At 36.8% G+C, this 16,968-nt stretch carries 19 protein-coding genes and 1 riboswitch; of the genes, 4 read left to right on the forward strand and 15 right to left on the reverse strand.

Going from position 1 to position 16,968, the window contains the following annotated elements; all coding sequences use genetic code 11:
- Positions 1–132: 132 nt before the first annotated feature.
- Both DIS06_RS13460 and yutH read right to left on the reverse strand, forming a co-directional pair.
- Positions 133–1,122 (reverse strand): 2-hydroxyacid dehydrogenase, encoded by a 990-nt coding sequence (locus DIS06_RS13460; RefSeq protein WP_110113766.1) that lies wholly within the window; start codon positions 1,120–1,122, stop codon positions 133–135.
- Between the two features lie 74 nt (positions 1,123–1,196).
- Positions 1,197–2,204, reverse strand: a complete 1,008-nt coding sequence (gene yutH / locus DIS06_RS13465) for a spore coat putative kinase YutH (RefSeq protein ID WP_110113767.1) — start codon at positions 2,202–2,204, stop codon at positions 1,197–1,199.
- A gap of 243 nt (positions 2,205–2,447) precedes the next feature.
- On the opposite strand from yutH, the gene DIS06_RS13470 reads away from it, so the two are divergent.
- Positions 2,448–2,930: a phosphatidylglycerophosphatase A family protein gene (locus DIS06_RS13470; RefSeq protein ID WP_110113808.1), complete on the forward strand. Its 483-nt coding sequence runs from the start codon at positions 2,448–2,450 to the stop codon at positions 2,928–2,930.
- A 164-nt stretch (positions 2,931–3,094) separates the two neighbouring features.
- Here the strand turns inward: DIS06_RS13470 and DIS06_RS13475 are convergent, their stop codons facing one another.
- Both DIS06_RS13475 and DIS06_RS13480 read right to left on the reverse strand, forming a co-directional pair.
- Complete coding sequence (locus tag DIS06_RS13475) at positions 3,095–3,865, reverse strand: TIGR01457 family HAD-type hydrolase (RefSeq protein ID WP_110113768.1); 771 nt, start codon at positions 3,863–3,865, stop codon at positions 3,095–3,097.
- Between the two features lie 166 nt (positions 3,866–4,031).
- Positions 4,032–4,469, reverse strand: a complete 438-nt coding sequence (locus DIS06_RS13480; RefSeq protein WP_110113769.1) for a DUF86 domain-containing protein — start codon at positions 4,467–4,469, stop codon at positions 4,032–4,034.
- A 129-nt stretch (positions 4,470–4,598) separates the two neighbouring features.
- Between DIS06_RS13480 and DIS06_RS13485 the strand changes: the two genes are divergently transcribed.
- Positions 4,599–4,865 carry a DUF3055 domain-containing protein gene (locus tag DIS06_RS13485; RefSeq protein WP_110113770.1) on the forward strand — a complete coding sequence of 89 codons (267 nt, stop codon included), beginning with the start codon at positions 4,599–4,601 and terminating at the stop codon, positions 4,863–4,865.
- 46 nt (positions 4,866–4,911) lie between these two features.
- Here DIS06_RS13485 and DIS06_RS13490 read toward each other — a convergent pair whose 3' ends face one another.
- Complete coding sequence (locus DIS06_RS13490) at positions 4,912–5,187, reverse strand: YutD family protein (protein WP_110113771.1); 276 nt, start codon at positions 5,185–5,187, stop codon at positions 4,912–4,914.
- A gap of 117 nt (positions 5,188–5,304) precedes the next feature.
- On the opposite strand from DIS06_RS13490, the gene DIS06_RS13495 reads away from it, so the two are divergent.
- A complete protein-coding gene (locus DIS06_RS13495; RefSeq protein ID WP_110113772.1) occupies positions 5,305–5,976 on the forward strand; it encodes a YhcN/YlaJ family sporulation lipoprotein in 672 nt (223 codons plus the stop codon).
- Positions 5,977–6,020: 44 nt separating this feature from the next.
- Here DIS06_RS13495 and lipA read toward each other — a convergent pair whose 3' ends face one another.
- A complete protein-coding gene (lipA, locus tag DIS06_RS13500; RefSeq protein WP_110113773.1) occupies positions 6,021–6,923 on the reverse strand; it encodes a lipoyl synthase in 903 nt (300 codons plus the stop codon).
- A 356-nt stretch (positions 6,924–7,279) separates the two neighbouring features.
- On the opposite strand from lipA, the gene DIS06_RS13505 reads away from it, so the two are divergent.
- Positions 7,280–8,281 carry a M23 family metallopeptidase gene (locus tag DIS06_RS13505; RefSeq protein WP_481746866.1) on the forward strand — a complete coding sequence of 334 codons (1,002 nt, stop codon included), beginning with the start codon at positions 7,280–7,282 and terminating at the stop codon, positions 8,279–8,281.
- Between the two features lie 131 nt (positions 8,282–8,412).
- Here DIS06_RS13505 and DIS06_RS13510 read toward each other — a convergent pair whose 3' ends face one another.
- The 9 genes from DIS06_RS13510 to DIS06_RS13545 form a co-directional block, all read right to left on the reverse strand.
- Entirely contained in the window at positions 8,413–8,523 is a 111-nt protein-coding gene (locus tag DIS06_RS13510; RefSeq protein ID WP_110113774.1) for a methionine/alanine import family NSS transporter small subunit, read from the reverse strand.
- Entirely contained in the window at positions 8,523–10,037 is a 1,515-nt protein-coding gene (locus DIS06_RS13515) for a sodium-dependent transporter (protein WP_110113775.1), read from the reverse strand. The genes DIS06_RS13510 and DIS06_RS13515 overlap by 1 nt, the downstream gene beginning before the upstream one ends.
- A 212-nt stretch (positions 10,038–10,249) precedes the next feature.
- The gene (locus DIS06_RS13520) at positions 10,250–11,830 is read right to left on the reverse strand and encodes a Na+/H+ antiporter NhaC family protein (protein WP_110113776.1); all 1,581 of its coding nucleotides are present in this window, start codon (positions 11,828–11,830) and stop codon (positions 10,250–10,252) included.
- Between the two features lie 156 nt (positions 11,831–11,986).
- Positions 11,987–12,177, reverse strand: a riboswitch (Lysine riboswitch).
- A 78-nt stretch (positions 12,178–12,255) separates the two neighbouring features.
- A complete protein-coding gene (gene yunB, locus DIS06_RS13525; protein ID WP_110113777.1) occupies positions 12,256–13,020 on the reverse strand; it encodes a sporulation protein YunB in 765 nt (254 codons plus the stop codon).
- A gap of 68 nt (positions 13,021–13,088) precedes the next feature.
- A complete protein-coding gene (locus DIS06_RS13530) occupies positions 13,089–14,183 on the reverse strand; it encodes an HD-GYP domain-containing protein (RefSeq protein ID WP_110113778.1) in 1,095 nt (364 codons plus the stop codon).
- Positions 14,184–14,436: 253 nt separating this feature from the next.
- Positions 14,437–14,739, reverse strand: a complete 303-nt coding sequence (locus DIS06_RS13535) for a YunC family protein (protein WP_110113779.1) — start codon at positions 14,737–14,739, stop codon at positions 14,437–14,439.
- A gap of 66 nt (positions 14,740–14,805) precedes the next feature.
- A complete protein-coding gene (locus DIS06_RS13540) occupies positions 14,806–15,630 on the reverse strand; it encodes a sulfite exporter TauE/SafE family protein (protein ID WP_110113780.1) in 825 nt (274 codons plus the stop codon).
- Between the two features lie 34 nt (positions 15,631–15,664).
- Complete coding sequence (locus DIS06_RS20180; RefSeq protein WP_162595976.1) at positions 15,665–15,829, reverse strand: hypothetical protein; 165 nt, start codon at positions 15,827–15,829, stop codon at positions 15,665–15,667.
- A gap of 30 nt (positions 15,830–15,859) precedes the next feature.
- Positions 15,860–16,714 (reverse strand): DUF72 domain-containing protein, encoded by an 855-nt coding sequence (locus DIS06_RS13545; protein WP_110113781.1) that lies wholly within the window; start codon positions 16,712–16,714, stop codon positions 15,860–15,862.
- Positions 16,715–16,968 lie beyond the last annotated feature (254 nt).

Below are 16,968 nucleotides of genomic sequence, written 5' to 3' on the forward strand. Positions count from 1 at the left end.
CGATGTACACTGCGGTATATCAAGACTAATTAAAATTTTATAAATATTTTATCTATTATCATACCATGCTTCTTTCCGCTTTTTAACAAAAAAAAGACATTTTCAGCTTTCGAAAATGTCTTTTACGAATTTTTAACAATTTTGTGAAAGTAACTCTTTGTTTACAATCGTTTTAGGAGATTGATCCTGTAATAACCGGATAATGTTCTCTATGCACAGCTCCATCATGACAGTGCGCGTTTCAATACTTGCACTCCCGATGTGCGGAAGAGCGACAACATTTGATAAAGAAAGCAATGGATGATCAACATCAATTGGCTCTTTGACAAAAACGTCCAATCCTGCTGCTGTAATTTCTCCTGTTTTCAGCGCTTCAATTAACGCATCTTCGTCTACTACCGCACCGCGCGAAGCATTTACAAAGATAGCAGAAGATTTCATTCTCTGAAATGCTTTTCGATTAAATAAATGCTTTGTTTCATTCGTTAAAGGGGTTAAACATACCACAAAATCTGATCTCTCAAGTAAATCATCAAAGGAACAATAGATCGCGTGGAGTTCCTTTTCTGCTACTTCATTTCGACTGCGGTTATGATACAAAATTTCCATATCAAAACCTGTAGCACGCTTCGCTAGCGATTGCCCGATTTTCCCCATCCCTATAATACCAATAGTTTTATGGTGAATATCATGACCTGCTAACAAATAAGGGCTCCAACCTTGCCATTGACCTTCTTTTATATAATTTGCTGACTCTACAAGACGTCGAGCTGTTGCCATTAATAAACCAAATGTTAAATCAGCTGTCGTATCTGATAGTACATCCGGTGTATTACAAATGACAATGTTTCGTTTTGTTGCAGCAGAAACATCAATATTATCAAATCCAACTGCTAAATTTGCAACCACTTTTAAATGAGGAGAATTTTCTAATAAAGACTCATCAATTTTATCTGATAACATCGTTAACAACGCCGTTGCTCGGCTTGCTTTTTCACGTAATACATCAGCAGGAACAGGTTCTGCTTCCTTGTTCCACATTTCCACTTCCGCTACATCCATCAAAGGTTTTACTAAATCATCAGGTAATTTGCGTGTAATAAATACGTATGGTTTCATCATTTCTTCCCACCTCGTTGTCAAAAGTAAGCGCGTTCATGACAACATTGTATCATAAGTGAAGAACGAATTTGTGATTAACTACTTAACCATTCGAGTTCTGGAATGTTATAACGTGTAGCTGAGATTCCAACAAATGTATAGAAATGATGAAGAAACTGCTCATATTGAGTAGAATGGTCAAGGATACTCTCTAGTTGTTTAAAATAACGATGCTGTATATTTTTATCTCCCGTACTATAGTAGCCTTCGATGACTTCAAAATAATGTACAGGAAACAATAAACGAGCGTAAAGGAGCCTCCAAGCAAATGATGATAGCGGATTGACTTTTTCGTATTCACTTAAATATTCATGAATCGTTTGTTTATGAATCCCGTGATCATTTTCTACATAATTTGCTCTAATATACTCGGCCAAGTCACGACTAGGGTGATCATATACCCAATCCACAGGTAGCTTGTAGTAATGATTCTTCCCCCACGTTTCACTTGTAAATCGGTGGTGACAAACAGTTGCTGTATCAATTGTCCTTGGTAAATCGTCAATTTCCGTATCAACTAAATACTGAATAGCATTTTCTGTTAAGCCTACGTAATAAGGAAACGATTCGATGAACTTTTTTTCCATTTCATGATTTGGATGTTCTTGCACTTTTCTATACCAAAATTTTTCCATTTGATCTAATCTTGTTTCCCACATTGTTTTCCACTGACCTAGACGATTATTTCTTTCAATTTCATAAGGAATCATGCGCCCTTTCTGATGAAATAACGCTAATTCTTTTCCAATATTTGATGATGAAACTGGTTGAAACACAGGGCATCGACAAATAATAAATCGCTGATTGTCACTCTCTGTAATCCCCGTTCCTTGTTGATTAGGCATAAAGGTTGCTACCTGACGATCGCCTTGTGTCATTAAAAACTGACTCATTTGATGTAACTCTGTTAGTTCTTCTTGTTCCATATTTCGTACGTCAATAATAGTATATAGTATATTTCGGTACTGAAACCCTTTATGCTGGCCGACATTCATTAACTCTGTTGGACGTATCCCGTAGTTTTCATAAATGGTCTCTAACATATCCATCCCTCTTTCTTTTATCTCATAAAATTATATGTAGAGTAGCATGGATACTTGTCATAATCTTTCCCCTTTCAGGAATACAGTAGAATTACACACTTTATTTTCAAACGATATTTGCATGAGATCATCCTTATGATTTAAGCAATCTTAGCAATACTAATAGACAGAAGCCAGCCATGTAGAAGACATTAACGAAAACATGATGAAATTAGGTGAAATTATTTGGAGAAAAAGAATGAGATGAGTGCAGTAGAAAAGAAAGCTAGACAATGGTTAATTGAAAGAGGCGTAACCATTCAAGATATCGCTGACCTTGTGTACTATTTACAACAAAAATACCATCCAAATTTGGACATGAAAGAATGTGTATACAATGTCGAACGAGTCATTTCTAAGCGCGAAGTACAAAATGCCATTTTAACTGGCATTCAATTAGACGTATTAACTGAAAAAGGACTAATTGAGGAGCCGCTGCAATCTATTTTATCGGCTGATGAAGGATTATATGGCATTGACGAAATCTTAGCTCTATCGATTGTAAATGTGTATGGATCAATTGGTTTCACAAATTATGGATATGTAGACAAACAAAAACCAGGCATTTTAGAGAAATTAAATTCTAAGTCATCTGGTGCTTGTCATACGTTTCTCGATGATATTGTCGGTGCCATTGCAGCAGCAGCTTCAAGTCGACTTGCTCACCGTGCAGCTAATGTGGAATGATAAAAAAAGATAAGTGAACAAGGGACATGAACCCCTTATTCCACTCATCCTCCAACAGTCCTTGCCGATTTTTAGACAATCGGCAAGGACTGTTGCATGTAAAAGCCTATTTTTATTTCATTTTACTGAATGTAGACTCTCTCCTCTTTTTACTTTGATACCTTTTAAATGTGTGAAATCCACTCTTCTAACGAATCAACAACATATGTAGGTTGTTCGTTATACCCTTTTAGTAACTCTTTCGTCGTAACACCCGTATGTACAAGCAACGTATCTAACCCTGCTCTCATACCTGCTGAAATGTCTGTGTCATAATTATCGCCAACCATTAACGTTTCTTCTTTAGATGTTCCTAATACTTCTAGAGCTTGCTCCATAATAATGCTTTCAGGCTTTCCAATAAAAACTGGATTCGTTTGTGTTGATACCGTTACAACAGATGTGATAGACCCGTTACCAGGTAATAAGCCACGCTCTGTTGGAATCGCAATATCTCCGTTAGTAGAGACAAAAAAAGCTCCATTACGTACATTTAAGCATGCTTTCGCAAGCTTTTCATACGTAATGTTTTGATCAAGGCCTACTACAACAAAATCAGTATCTTCATCTTTGATGGTGAATCCTTTTTCTGTAAGAGCGTGACGAATACCATCTCCACCAATTACATAAGCAGAACCATTAGGCTTACGGTCATGCAAATAGTTGGCAGTTGCTTGACTGGTTGTAAACACTTGATGTTCTGTTGCTGGAATTCCAAACGTTTCAAGCTTAGCTGCTACTTGTTCAGGTGTTTTCGTTGAATTGTTTGTCACAAACAAATATGGAATTTGCTTCTCTTTTAATGCAACCACAAAATCGCGTGCTTCTTGAATCAATTCTGTTCCTTTATACATCGTTCCATCTAAATCAATCAAATAACCTTTATAATGCTTCATCAAAAAAGCCTCCTTCACTAACCGCCTATGTTTCATTATCATAACAAAATCCATTTATTATGTATGTGAAATACTAAAAAAGGGCTGACGATTAAAATGCAAGTCAGTCCCTCTATTACGTGCGTATCATAGCTTATTTTTCAATAAAAAACAAACGTTGTGCTTATCAATTACGAAAAGCTGAAACAGGGCCTAATTCATTCTCTAAGTAAGCCCTTACACGAACAGGAAAGTCATTGAGTACACCTACATGTCGTTGTATGCGTTGTTGAATGTCTTCATGACTAATCTCTAAGTAGTCTTGAACTAATGGTTTACGTAAACTGATAATATCTTTTAGCGGTTCATCTTGCTCTGGCGTGACAACTTTCTCATCGACTAAAATGTCAATAATATCTTCGTAACTACCTGGATCACGCATGATAAACCCGTCAATCATTGCATTCCCTACATCTAAAATCGACTCAATCATTAAATGAGATAAACGTTCTAAGCTCTTTTTTTCCATTTCACTATTCCATTGAGTTTGTGAAGAGAACAATTCGATGTTTGTTTCTAGAAATTGAAGTGTAGCTTCAATTTTTTGACGATCTACAAAATACATGGTGAAGTTCCTCCTTGTTAAGCTTACTTATATCTTAGCATGTTTTACTGGAGAATTTATAATTAATCATGTTTGTTTGAATCGCTATTTGATATGATGAAAACAAAAGAAAGCAGGAGGCGTTATGTCATGAGTGAACGTTTTTACTTATACGATGACCTTGTTGATACAAAAACACGGTTTGTAAGCTTTGTTGGAGAGAAGCAACGATTTGACTTGGCTATTATCCAATCAGATCGTTACTACGGAAAATATTTAGTATTAGATATTCAAGGAGGGCGATTTGCCATTATCGGCCAGGATGACCTAGAAGAGCCAGGCTATTTGGAACATGCCTATAAACTTGACGAAGAAGATGCACAAGAGCTGCGTGAATTTTTATATGAGATTGTATAAAAACAAAAAGCAAGAAGAAGGACAAAACGTCTTTCTGTCTTGCTTTTTATTTATGTACTTTTCGCAACACAAAATGTGAGCATCCAAAGTTACAATACTCTTGTAAATAATCTTGCAGCGTACTGATTTTCGTATCATACGTTGCTTTTTGGTTTTGATCATCAAAAAAACCACGAAGTCTTAATTGATTGTAACCCCAATCGCCTACAATGTAATCATAACGCGCTAATACATCAATGTAACGACCTCTAAAAGCCTCTTCATTAAATCCTTCTTTTTCCTCTTTTACAATTTCATAACATACATTACCTACACAAATCATTGCCGTCACCTCGTTTCTTCAAATTTACCATACCATAATTAAGACACTTAAACCATCAATTGACAGGAAAAATTTCAGACAATCTCTGCACCCTATATACTATAGGAGGTGCTGTTCATGCACAAATATATGCTCATGGGAATGTTGACAATTAGTATCGCAGTCACAGGTTGTCAAGAACAAAACAATGTCACTGAAGAAGATGGTCAAGCGTTACATCAAAATGGTAACACCATTAATGTATCTGAAACGAATGATATGTATAATCAAGATAAAAAGAAAAACAATCGATACGGATATGTACGTCATCAAAAAAGCCCGGTTGCAAACGAAAATCAAATGGCTCAAAACATCTCTACATTTGACCGTGAACAAGCTGCAGATTCAATTAGTCGCTTGAGTACTGCTACTCCAAATGTAAACGATGTGGCCGTGTTGGTTACAGATGAAGAAGTTTTAATTGTTTACAAAACAGACACACAAAACCGAAGTGAAACGGCAGATCAGGTAAAGCGTACTGCTATGTCAGTCGTGCCTCGTTATTATCACGTATATGTGTCTGATAACCCAAGTCACATGGCTGATATTGAACGTTTTAGTCAAGTTGATATTCGCGATAAAAATATTCAAAGCTCTATTAACCAAACCATTAAAGAGATGCTTCAATCTCCTCAAGGTCGCAAAATGACAGACGGAGAAAATGCGAATGGTGAAGGTAAAAATGAGCTTAACGAACCCATGACAGATGATACAGATAAAGCATCAACTAGAAAAAATATAATGGAATAACGAAAAAGGTTGACCACTACAAAGTGAGTCAACCCTTTTTGTCATTATGAAGTCTTGCTGTCTGCTTCATTCTTTTTCGCAGCATTTACTTGCTCATCAGCATGATATGATGAACGTACTAGTGGACCTGCTTCTACATGGCTAAAGCCTTTGCTTAACGCAATTTCTTTTAACTCATCAAATTCTTTTGGATGATAATACTTTTGTACTTTTAAATGTTTCTTCGTCGGCTGTAGGTATTGACCAATTGTCATAATATCTACATTATTAGCACGTAAGTCATCCATTGTTTCAATAATTTCTTCTTTTGTTTCACCTAATCCAAGCATAATACTTGATTTGGTCGGGATATCCGGTTGCATTTCTTTTGCACGACGTAAAAACTCTAACGAACGATCATATTTTGCACGTGCACGAACTCGTGGTGTTAAGCTACGAACCGTTTCAATGTTATGATTTAAAATATCTGGTTTTGCATCCATGACCATACGTAAGTTCTCTTCTACTCCACCCATATCTGAAGGAAGAACTTCAATCGTTGTCAATGGATTTTTGCGACGAATCGCACGAACCGTTTCAGCTAAAACGCCTGCTCCGCCATCTTTTAAATCATCACGTGCTACCACTGTAATAACCGCGTGCTTTAAATTCATTAATTGAACAGAATCTGCCACGCGTTCTGGCTCTTCCCAATCTAATTCTGTTGGTAAACCTGTTTTAACCGCACAGAAACGACAGGCGCGTGTACACACTTCTCCTAAAATCATAAACGTTGCAGTACGACGAACAGCCCAACATTCATGAATGTTCGGACATCTTGCTTCCTCACAAACAGTATGCAGGTTTTTCTCGCGCATCATTTTCTTCAAACCAGTGTAATTTTCGTTTGTATTTAATTTGATTTTTAGCCACTCAGGTTTACGCACATGCTCTTCTTTTGTTGCCATCTCTATCAACTCCATACATTCACAAAATGTCGATAACCTCTATACGAATACTCTGCATTTAAGATTACACCTAACTACATGTCACTTTATCATACAAAACTTATTTTCGACAAGTTCTCTGCTTTTTATTTCCTATATTTTCTACTCAAACTTCGTACCATATTTTCAAAAAAACCACAATCATATAGCACGCACCTAAAAAAGCATGATTTACGTAGATTTAACCAGTAAGACATGACAGCTCTTCCGTCGTGCTCACTAGTTAAACTGTTCATTTTCCATTTATTGATATTTATGAAATATTTCATCAATCGCCAAACTAACATTACGAAAACGTTCGAGAGGAGGAGATTTTGTTGCGCTCATTTATTTTATTCACATTTATTATGCTATTAGCATTTAGTCATGTGCCACACTCTTATGCCAATGAAGCAAAACAAGACGAAGTTAAAATTAACAATCGACGAATGGAATTATTTCATCATATGGAATCAGTCACTCACATTCCTTGGTACTACTTCGCTGGAATTGACCAATATGAACGTAGTACACGTCGTGCCCGAAAAGATATCCCACAAGAAAAAGGAGCCATCTCTATCTACTATGAAGATGAAAGATGGTCAGGTCCTTTAAATCCAACAAAACAAGATACAAACCCTATCACGATTGCCTTATTTGGAGGTCTTGGAAAAGATGGAAATGGTGATGGAAAAGCCAATATAAATGATGATGAAGATTTGCTCTTTACAATGGCTAACTACCTTCAAACATACGGCGTTACACACGCTCAAATTAAAATCGGAATATGGGACTATTATAAAAGAAGCCGTACAGTTGATGCCGTATTAGGGAATGCCAAGTTATTTAAAACATATGGTAGATTAAATTTGCAAGAAAAAGCATTCCCTGTCCCTTTTCGTTCAAACCATAGTTATCGAAGTACGTGGGGGGATGCTCGCGGATGGGGTGGTCGCCGTGTTCATGAAGGCACCGATATCTTTGCCGATTATGGTGTTCCTGTTCGCGCAACATGTTATGGAATATTAGAGATCAAAGGTTGGAATCGATATGGCGGTTGGCGAGTAGGTATTCGCGATATCAATAATACGTATCACTATTTAGCTCATTTAAGTGGATTTACAAAAGGACTACAAGTAGGTCAAGTTGTAGAGCCAGGTATGGTGATTGGTGGTGTTGGAAGCTCAGGTTACGGACCACCAGGTACATCTGGAAAATTTCCTCCTCACCTTCATTACGGGATGTATAAAGACAATGGAAAAATTGAATGGTCATTTGATCCATACCCCCATTTACGAAACTGGGAACGGCTAGATCGCACGAAGGCTAAGAAGAAATAAAGTTTAAACAAACGTTTGATTAAAGTGTCATGGATGTGTCAACAGAGGGAAAAAAGCGCCTCCCCTAACATATTAACAGTAAAAAAGAAAACGAAGCATCCGCTTCGTTTTCTACTTATTAAATTCTTTTATTAAGCTTTACTTGCTTTCGCTTTTTTCACAGCATGCGTAATACTAGCTGCTAAACCACCCCAGATAATAACCATTCCTACTACCATCATGACTAATGCACTTGCTTCCATTAGCTTGAAACCTCCTTATCGTTAGATGGTAACTCGATTGTTTCTTTCTTCCATCCTTTTAATGAGAACAAGATTCCAACTAAAATGGCTCCAATTGCAACTGCCCATCCAGATGCAATAACAAAAGATGTTCCGTAACCACCATAATTCTCTGCAATATTTGTGCGGATATTGTCAAACATCATATACCCTAATACAACCGGTGTGACAAATGCTAAACAAATTTTCCACCAAGCACCTAACATAATATCTGATACAGAATTTGCATGCTCTTGAAGATTCTTTAATTCTTTCAATACCCATGCAACCACAATAACTTCTACTAACCCGGCTAACGCTACACCAAAGTTATTAATGAAGTAATCTGCTACGTCTAGGAAGTATAAACCACCTTGAGTTGCAAACAAAATAGAAATGATTGCTGATAATCCTCCACCAACTAAAACTGCTTTTGTACGAGATACGTTAAATTTATCTTGGACACCCGCTACGAATGTCTCAACAATTGAGATAAGTGAACTCAAACCTGCTAACACAAGAGATCCAAAGAACAAAAATCCAAAGAATTCATTGAATGCTGGAAACTCATTGATAATTTGAGGGAATACAACGAATGCTAACCCCACGCCTCCTGCTACAACCTCATCTACGTTCACGCCTTGTTGAACAGCCATGAACCCTAATACACTGAATACTCCAATACCAGCTAATAATTCAAACGCAGAGTTACCAAACCCTGTGATGAAAGCATTGTTTGTAATATCTGATTTCTTTGGTAAGTAACTGGAATACGTAACCATGATTGCAAACGCAATAGATAAACTAAAGAAGATTTGCCCGTAAGCGGCTACCCACACTTTTCCGCTTGTAATTGCACTCCAATCTGGTTTGAAGAAAGCATTTAACCCTTCTACAGCACCATCTAATGTTAGAGCACGAATAACGATAATTAAGAATAGAACAATCAACGTTGGTAAGAAAATCTTATTTGCAACTTCAATTCCTTTTTTAATTCCTTTAAATAAAACACCTAGTGTAATGATCCAGACTAAAACTAACGGTATAAATACTCCTGGTACCAGACTACCTGTTTGACCTGGAACCTCAGCTAACTTCAAGTATTCTCCAAATAAGAATCCTTCTGTATCTGAACCCCATTTTAAGTTTAGTGAAAAAACAGAGTATGCCATCGCCCAAGCGATAATAGCTGCGTAATAAACGGAAATAACGAATGAAATAGCAACTTGCCACCAACCTAGCCATTCTGTTTTTCGATTCATGCGTGCAAACGATAGAGGAGCAGAACCCCTATATTTATGACCAATGGTAAACTCCATAATCAATAATGGAATCCCTGCTGTTAATAATGCGAATAAGTACGGTAAGAAGAACGCTCCCCCTCCGTTTTCATATGCTGTAGCTGGAAAGCGCCAGATGTTTCCTAATCCAATCGCTGATCCTGCAGCAGCTAAAATAAAGCCTGCTCTTGTCCCCCACTGTGGGCGATTTTCCATTTATATTTCCCCCTTTTACTTCTATTCCCATCTTTATTTTTGTTTATTGTTGGGAATTTTTATACTTTTCTGATAATTTAGTTTACTATATCATATAGACAGTATAGCTAGTCTTATTCCTCCTGTCAAAACAAACTTTCTAAAAATTTAGACAAAGTTTCAAACAGTGAAAAGAAAAGCGTCCAACGAATTACGTTAGACGCTTTTTCTAATTATGAGGTTTCTTGCAATTCATCTGTATTTCCTTTATTTCGTACAACGAATACAAAGATTGCTAATAAAATCATTGAAACGATAAAACCAAATAACGTACTGCCTGTAAACCCTAGAACAAGGTAACCCACGACTGCAATGCTGGCTGAAGACACAGCATATGGTAACTGCGTAATCACGTGGTCAATATGATGACTACCTGCTCCTGTTGAAGATAAAATCGTCGTATCTGAAATTGGAGAACAATGATCTCCAAATACTGCCCCTGCCAAAACTGCAGATAATGCTGGTAATAATAACGTGATATCTGTTGCAGCTGCAATATCACCGGCAATTGGAAGCATAATTCCGAATGTGCCCCATGATGTACCCGTTGAAAATGCCATGATACCTGCTACCAAAAATAGAATAGCTGGTAAAAATGCAATATTTAAGTTGGCACTTTCGACAACACCTGCTAAATATTCACCTGTTTTTAATTGGCTAATTAAATCAACAATCGTCCAAGCCATCACTAAAATATAGATAGCTGGTAACATTGATTTAATTCCCGCCACCATTCCTTTTGGTAACACACTCATTGATACTGCCGACGTTTTGTTTGTTTGAATAATGAATAAAATAAGTGTTACGATTAACCCTAGTGTACCTCCGTAAACAAGAGAAGTTGGTACATCAGTGTTTTCAAACATGGTAAAAATCGTTACTTTACCTTCTGTTGCTTTGTAACCCGTCCACATCATGGCTGAGATCGTACCGATAGCTAACGCAATGATTGGTAAAGCTAAATCAAGTACGCGTCCTTTGTCACTTGTTGGAAGGTCATCTTTTAATTCCCCAGCTACTTCACCTTTTGACGAGTCCACAACTTCACCCGTCTTTACAGCACGCTCTTCGTGAATTCTCATGCTACCAAGGTTAATATTATAAATACTTACCGCAAATACAAGAAGAATTGTCACAAACACATAGAAATTCATTGGAATCATCTGTACAAAGGCAGAGAATGGTGAATAATCCGTTACTCCATGTGTAGCTAAAATCGTTCCAATTACCGTAATAATGTACGCACCCCAACTTGAGAAAGGCGCAATTACGCATACCGGAGCAGACGTTGAATCAATTAAGTATGCAAGTTTCGCACGAGAAATACGTTGACGATCCGTTAATGGCTTACTAACTTGCCCCACCGCTAAAGCATTAAAGTAATCATCGATAAAGATAATAATTCCTAAAATAGCTGTCGTTAGGTGTGCACCTTTTCTCGTTTTAATACGCTTTAATGCCCACTCTCCAAATGCACGACTTCCACCTGTAATCGAAATAAATGCAGTAATAACACCTAAAATAAGTAAGAATAGCAAGATATACAAGTTGTACGTATTAATTTCACCGTCTGCATAAAAAATAGCAGAAAATGCCCCCCATACCTTTTGTAATGACTCTCCAACTGCAAACTCAGTTAATACAAGAGCAGCTGCTAAGATCCCTACTCCTAAAGATAAAAGTACACGCCTCGTTAACACCACCATAATAATGGCTACTAATGGCGGTAACAAAGAATAGATCGTTCCTTCCATTTCATTAACCTCCTTTAAGTGTAAACTTGTCTTTCATAAAAGGGTTACTTTAAGCGTACGAGATAACATGAAAAATTATTATAAAAAAACGCAAAAAAGAGTAATGATAGAAAATAACTATCATTACTCTTTTGTAATGTTATGTTATCCTCCATCACGATCAGTAGCCCTCCATTATGAAAACAAGCGTTCCATTCATAATGACAGTGTTACCCTTATTCAAGGTAACCCCAGCGAACATCCATACGACAATGTACGTTCACTTCGGCAAAAAACCCTTTCTATGATGATCAACGTTGTCATCCTCACATCACATACTGATATTTTTTGCAGCCTCTACCTCATCGATCCGATAAGGTGATGGTATTTAATTAAATTGAATATAGTTCATTATATCTATGATTGTTACTTTTATCAACCACTTTTTAATTGCTCTTTTTTGGAAGTTGAATGGCAGGGCTTGAGTCTCCTCCTTTGTTATAATAATCAGGAACTCCTCCTGGAAGGACTTGCATCACAATTGGTATATCTGTCGTTACAGTTGTCATCTTCGTTGAAAATGGAATAATGACTTGCACATTAACTTCGACATGAATGACGATTTTGTAAACCGCATTATTAATCCCATATTCTTCAATCACTTCTTTCACATCCGAATTCACATAACCAATTGCATGAAATTTAACAGGTACAAGAGGTCCTAGATTTCCTAATAAAGCATTATCAGTTGCTTGCCCAAGTGGAACTTGATAAATGATACCTTTTTCCCTCAATGTGTCATCTGTTTCAATCTCAACGTCCATTGGGAGGTCCAATGTATCTACTTCACCTTTTTCAACAGCTCGTAAGTTCGCTTGAACGAGATTCGTTGTCTGTGCTAATGCCCGACTCACCATAGGTGCATTAATTCCGATGAATGTAACCTCACCATTCGCATTTTTCTCTACATTCACTAACTGACTTGTATCTAATTCTTCTGTAATCTGTTTGTTTACCGCTTTGTTAATAACTAGTGTAGCAATTCGCTTCGTTTGTGCTTCAGCATAATCCATCAAAGTGGGCTCAATTCCTTTATTAATAAACCAAAGTCCCGATGCAGTTGAGAAAATAAAGAAGACAAAGGTTAATAAAAATACATATCGAAATGGTAAAGGACCTTTTCTGAATAGTTTACGTCGAAATTTAGGCACGAAAAACCCCTCCTTACAAGCTATATGTATGCATGTATAAAGAGGGTTAACGCTTTTTTATTTATTTGTTATGAAATTGTTGTTTCAGATGCTGTAATAACAATATCTACTTGCTCTTTCAAATCTACATGATAAGGTTCCGTTAACTTTATCTGATTTTCCTCTAAAACTCTCACGATAGGACGATCACTTAAACCTTTGTTTTGTCCACTGACAATCCCTTTTCGACCATCGCTTAATGTCACACTTAGCCCTATTGGATAGATCGTAATCGCCTTCCTAAAAGCTTCAACCATTTCTCGGTCAAAATGTGTCCCTGCTCCTGCATATAAAATCTCTAATGCTTCATGAGGTAACATCGCTTTTCGATAAATCCGATGAGACGTCACCGCATCGTATACATCCGCTATTGCTAAGACTTTACTAAAATAATGGATTTGATCCTCTTTTAACCCGTAAGGATAGCCTGTCCCATCTAATCGTTCATGATGCTGACGTGCACAATAAGCAGAAATAATCGAAACGCTAGGTATTTCTCTCAATAATTCAAACCCATATGTCGTATGCTTCTTTATGATAGAGAATTCCTCGTTTGTTAACTTACCAGGTTTGTTTAAGATTTCATTGGGAATGAACATTTTTCCAACATCATGAAGCATCCCACCTACACCTAGCTTCTCTAACTCTTTTTGTGACATCCCTAACTCAATACCAAGCGCCAAAGCATATAACGTTACATTAACTGAATGAGAAAATACGTAATTGTCGTACACATATACATCTGTGAGTAAAGAAAAAACGTCATCATTATCGGTCAGGTCTCTTACAAATTCATCTGTAATCTCTGTGATATCTCTCAACGATTGCTCAAATAGTGAAATCTGCTTACGACCACTAGGTTGATTTTTCAACTTTAAAAATGAGTCTCGGATGGTATTCATAGCCCGATTACGTGCTTCAGACGGAATCGAAGAATAAGCATCAATGTCCTGTGTTCGGTCATCTTGAATATACACATATGAAATCCCTAATATTTTCAAACGATTGATAACAGTCGTCGTTAAAGCAATGCCTTTTTTCACAAGTATGTGCCCTTGTTCATTGTAAATAGATTTGCTTAAACAGACTCCTGGACTTAACGATTCAACAGCAACTAATTTCATGAGAACTCCTTTATCAATTTAGCCTAGAGAACACCTTCGCTATGCAAATAGATTTTAGATCACTTGGCTTTATGTAATAATTAAATGGCTGCTTCCTGTACAGGTTGCACATTAAAGATAGTACAAGAAAACCCTCTTACTCATATTCTTTGTCTAGTCTTTTAAAAATGAGAAAGGCATTTACTAAGAAAACCTATTAAATACCTCTCCCATAAAAAGAGCATCACAAGGTCTGCTTCTTTAAAAACTACTTTTATATCATTTTTAAAAGAGCATCTCGTCCTCGCATTCCTGCAAAAATCCCTAAACGTTCCGCTTCTACTGTAACAGACTCTAACGGAGCATCAATTAATTGTTCAATCGTTCGTACACCGACTGATCTTCCTGCAATAATTTGTCGATCTTTTAACTTTTCATTTAACAAACCAACATCAAGAGCTCCACACATAATGTACCCTTTATCAGATGAAACCGTGAGTAATGTTGTTTTAGGCAATACCACCGTCACAGCTGTAAAAGGGTGACCTTCAATTACTATTGGAATTACTGTAACCACGTAAGCTTCACCCCTTTCTCTATCAACTTATGACAGGGAACAAAAAGAGTGATTGTATATATGAACTTATTGAGCTAGTCCTTCATAAATTAAACGAAAACCAACAATAATTAAAACCATACGGAACAAATGGATGACTGTTTTGCTTTTTAATCGTGTATTTAACCATGCACCCATTTGACCGCCAACCCATGCACCTGGTACTAAAAAGAGGGCTAACTCCCAATCAATGTTTCCCATTGTCATATGAGTGACCGAGCTTAGAATCGATGAAAGAAAAATCATAAACATCGACGTTGCAACTGCTACATGAGCTGGAAACCCAAACAATAAAATCATTGCCGGAACCATTAAAGAACCGCCGCCAATCCCAAACAACCCTGAAGAAAAGCCGACGATAAAAGAGATTATAACAGCCGTAATAGGTCTAAATCCATATGTATATGTCGTACCTTCTCCATCTGTATATACACGTTGAAATGGAAAGTGATTGACTTTCTCTTTTCGCTTAAGCTTTTCCCTAAACATAAGAATAATAGAAGTCAAAATAACGAAAATACCAAAATAGACTGAAAACGAATCAACTTTTAAATAACTATTTACATAAGCTCCTACTACACCACCAGGTCCACTTCCGATAAAAAAGAGAAAGCCACTTTTGTAGTCAACCTTTTTATGTTTCATATACATTAAGGTAGAGGAAAGCCCTGTAAAAACAATGACAAGAAGCGATGTTCCGACTGCTACTTGAGGAGATATGTCATTTAATATGACTGTATATGTACTAAAGAAAAGTAACGCAGGAACAACAATAATACCGCCACCAAGTCCTACTAAACTACCTATTGTTCCACCAACTAAACCGATTAGCAGTAACACTAGCCACTCCAACTTCTCACCTCATCTCTTCTATTTTTTCATCTGTTCATGTTGTTAACACACGAACGGCTAAAAATAAAGCAACAAATCCGCCGATAAACAATAGAAGAGATAAAATGAGCATCCATACATTTTTTCGTTTAAAACCAAAAAGAAGCAGTAAAAAACCAATAAAAAATAACGCTAAAATTCCCATCAAAGAAGTTGTCATATTCCCCCACCTTTAACATGTTGTCTTCGCTTACAGTCCTTCAAAGAGATCTAGTTGCTTTGGAGCTAGGTTTTCATATTCAAGACCTAATAATTGAATCATTTGTTTCGCATTATCAACGGCGTCGCCACCTGAGTTATTGTTAAACAAAAGATAAATGTCCTTCGTTTGCTTTTGCAAACGTGTTAATCGGTCTTTCCACTCCATCAATTCTTTTTCATTGTAACGATACAAAAACCGAACGGCCCGCCAATTTCCTTCACCTGGTTTATTCCATCCATGGACATTTCGGCCATGAAACCGAATTAAGGTCTTCTCACGGCTAGTTGCGTGCAAAACAATAGGAACAGATCCTTCTCCTGCTTGTGGCTCATCACAAATACCATGTATCCAGTTTTCTTGCTCCATAAATGTTAAGGTTCGATCATAGAATTGAGGTGAAAACCACGTTTGGTTACGAAATTCCAGTGCAACCGGAAAGTCACGCAATTTCTCTCGGCTATATCGTAAATAATGAACATTCTCTTTTGTACAATCAAACCAAGGTGGTACCTGAAACAAAATCATCCCTAATTTATTTGTAGAAAGATATGGTTGGATTGAATCAATGAACGCATCAAACATCTCATCTTTACTTTTATAGAAGCTCTCCTCACGCTGGTGACCTGTCATGCCTTGATATGCTTTCACAATAAACTGAAATGATTCTGGAGTCTGGGCTACCCACTTTTCAACGTTTGTTTTAGGTTGAATCGCGTAAAAAGATGCATCTACTTCAACAATTGGAAAATGACCTACATACACGGCAAGCTTGTCCCTAGAAGGTACTCCTTGTTCGTATAAAACATCGTGGTCGCCCCAACCTGTAACTCCTATATAAATCAATTATATCACCTCATCCATAAATTTCTATTTGTGTATAAAATATATTTTAGTTTCACATTTCATTTTCCTTAAAAGAGATGCATGAAGGTCTTACTTTTATTATAATCACTTTCTTTGTAATAGGTCATTGTTCAATCGTTTTTTGTTCTTCTTATTACCATCAAAAAACCTTTCAAACATGAATGAACACTTCCCGCCATCACATTCACATTCTAATAAAAGTCAAGATCGTGAAAACATGTCCTCTCTTATGA

The organism is Bacillus sp. CGMCC 1.16541 (genome assembly GCF_003184905.1).
In the GTDB taxonomy this organism is placed as follows: domain Bacteria; phylum Bacillota; class Bacilli; order Bacillales; family Bacillaceae_H; genus Priestia.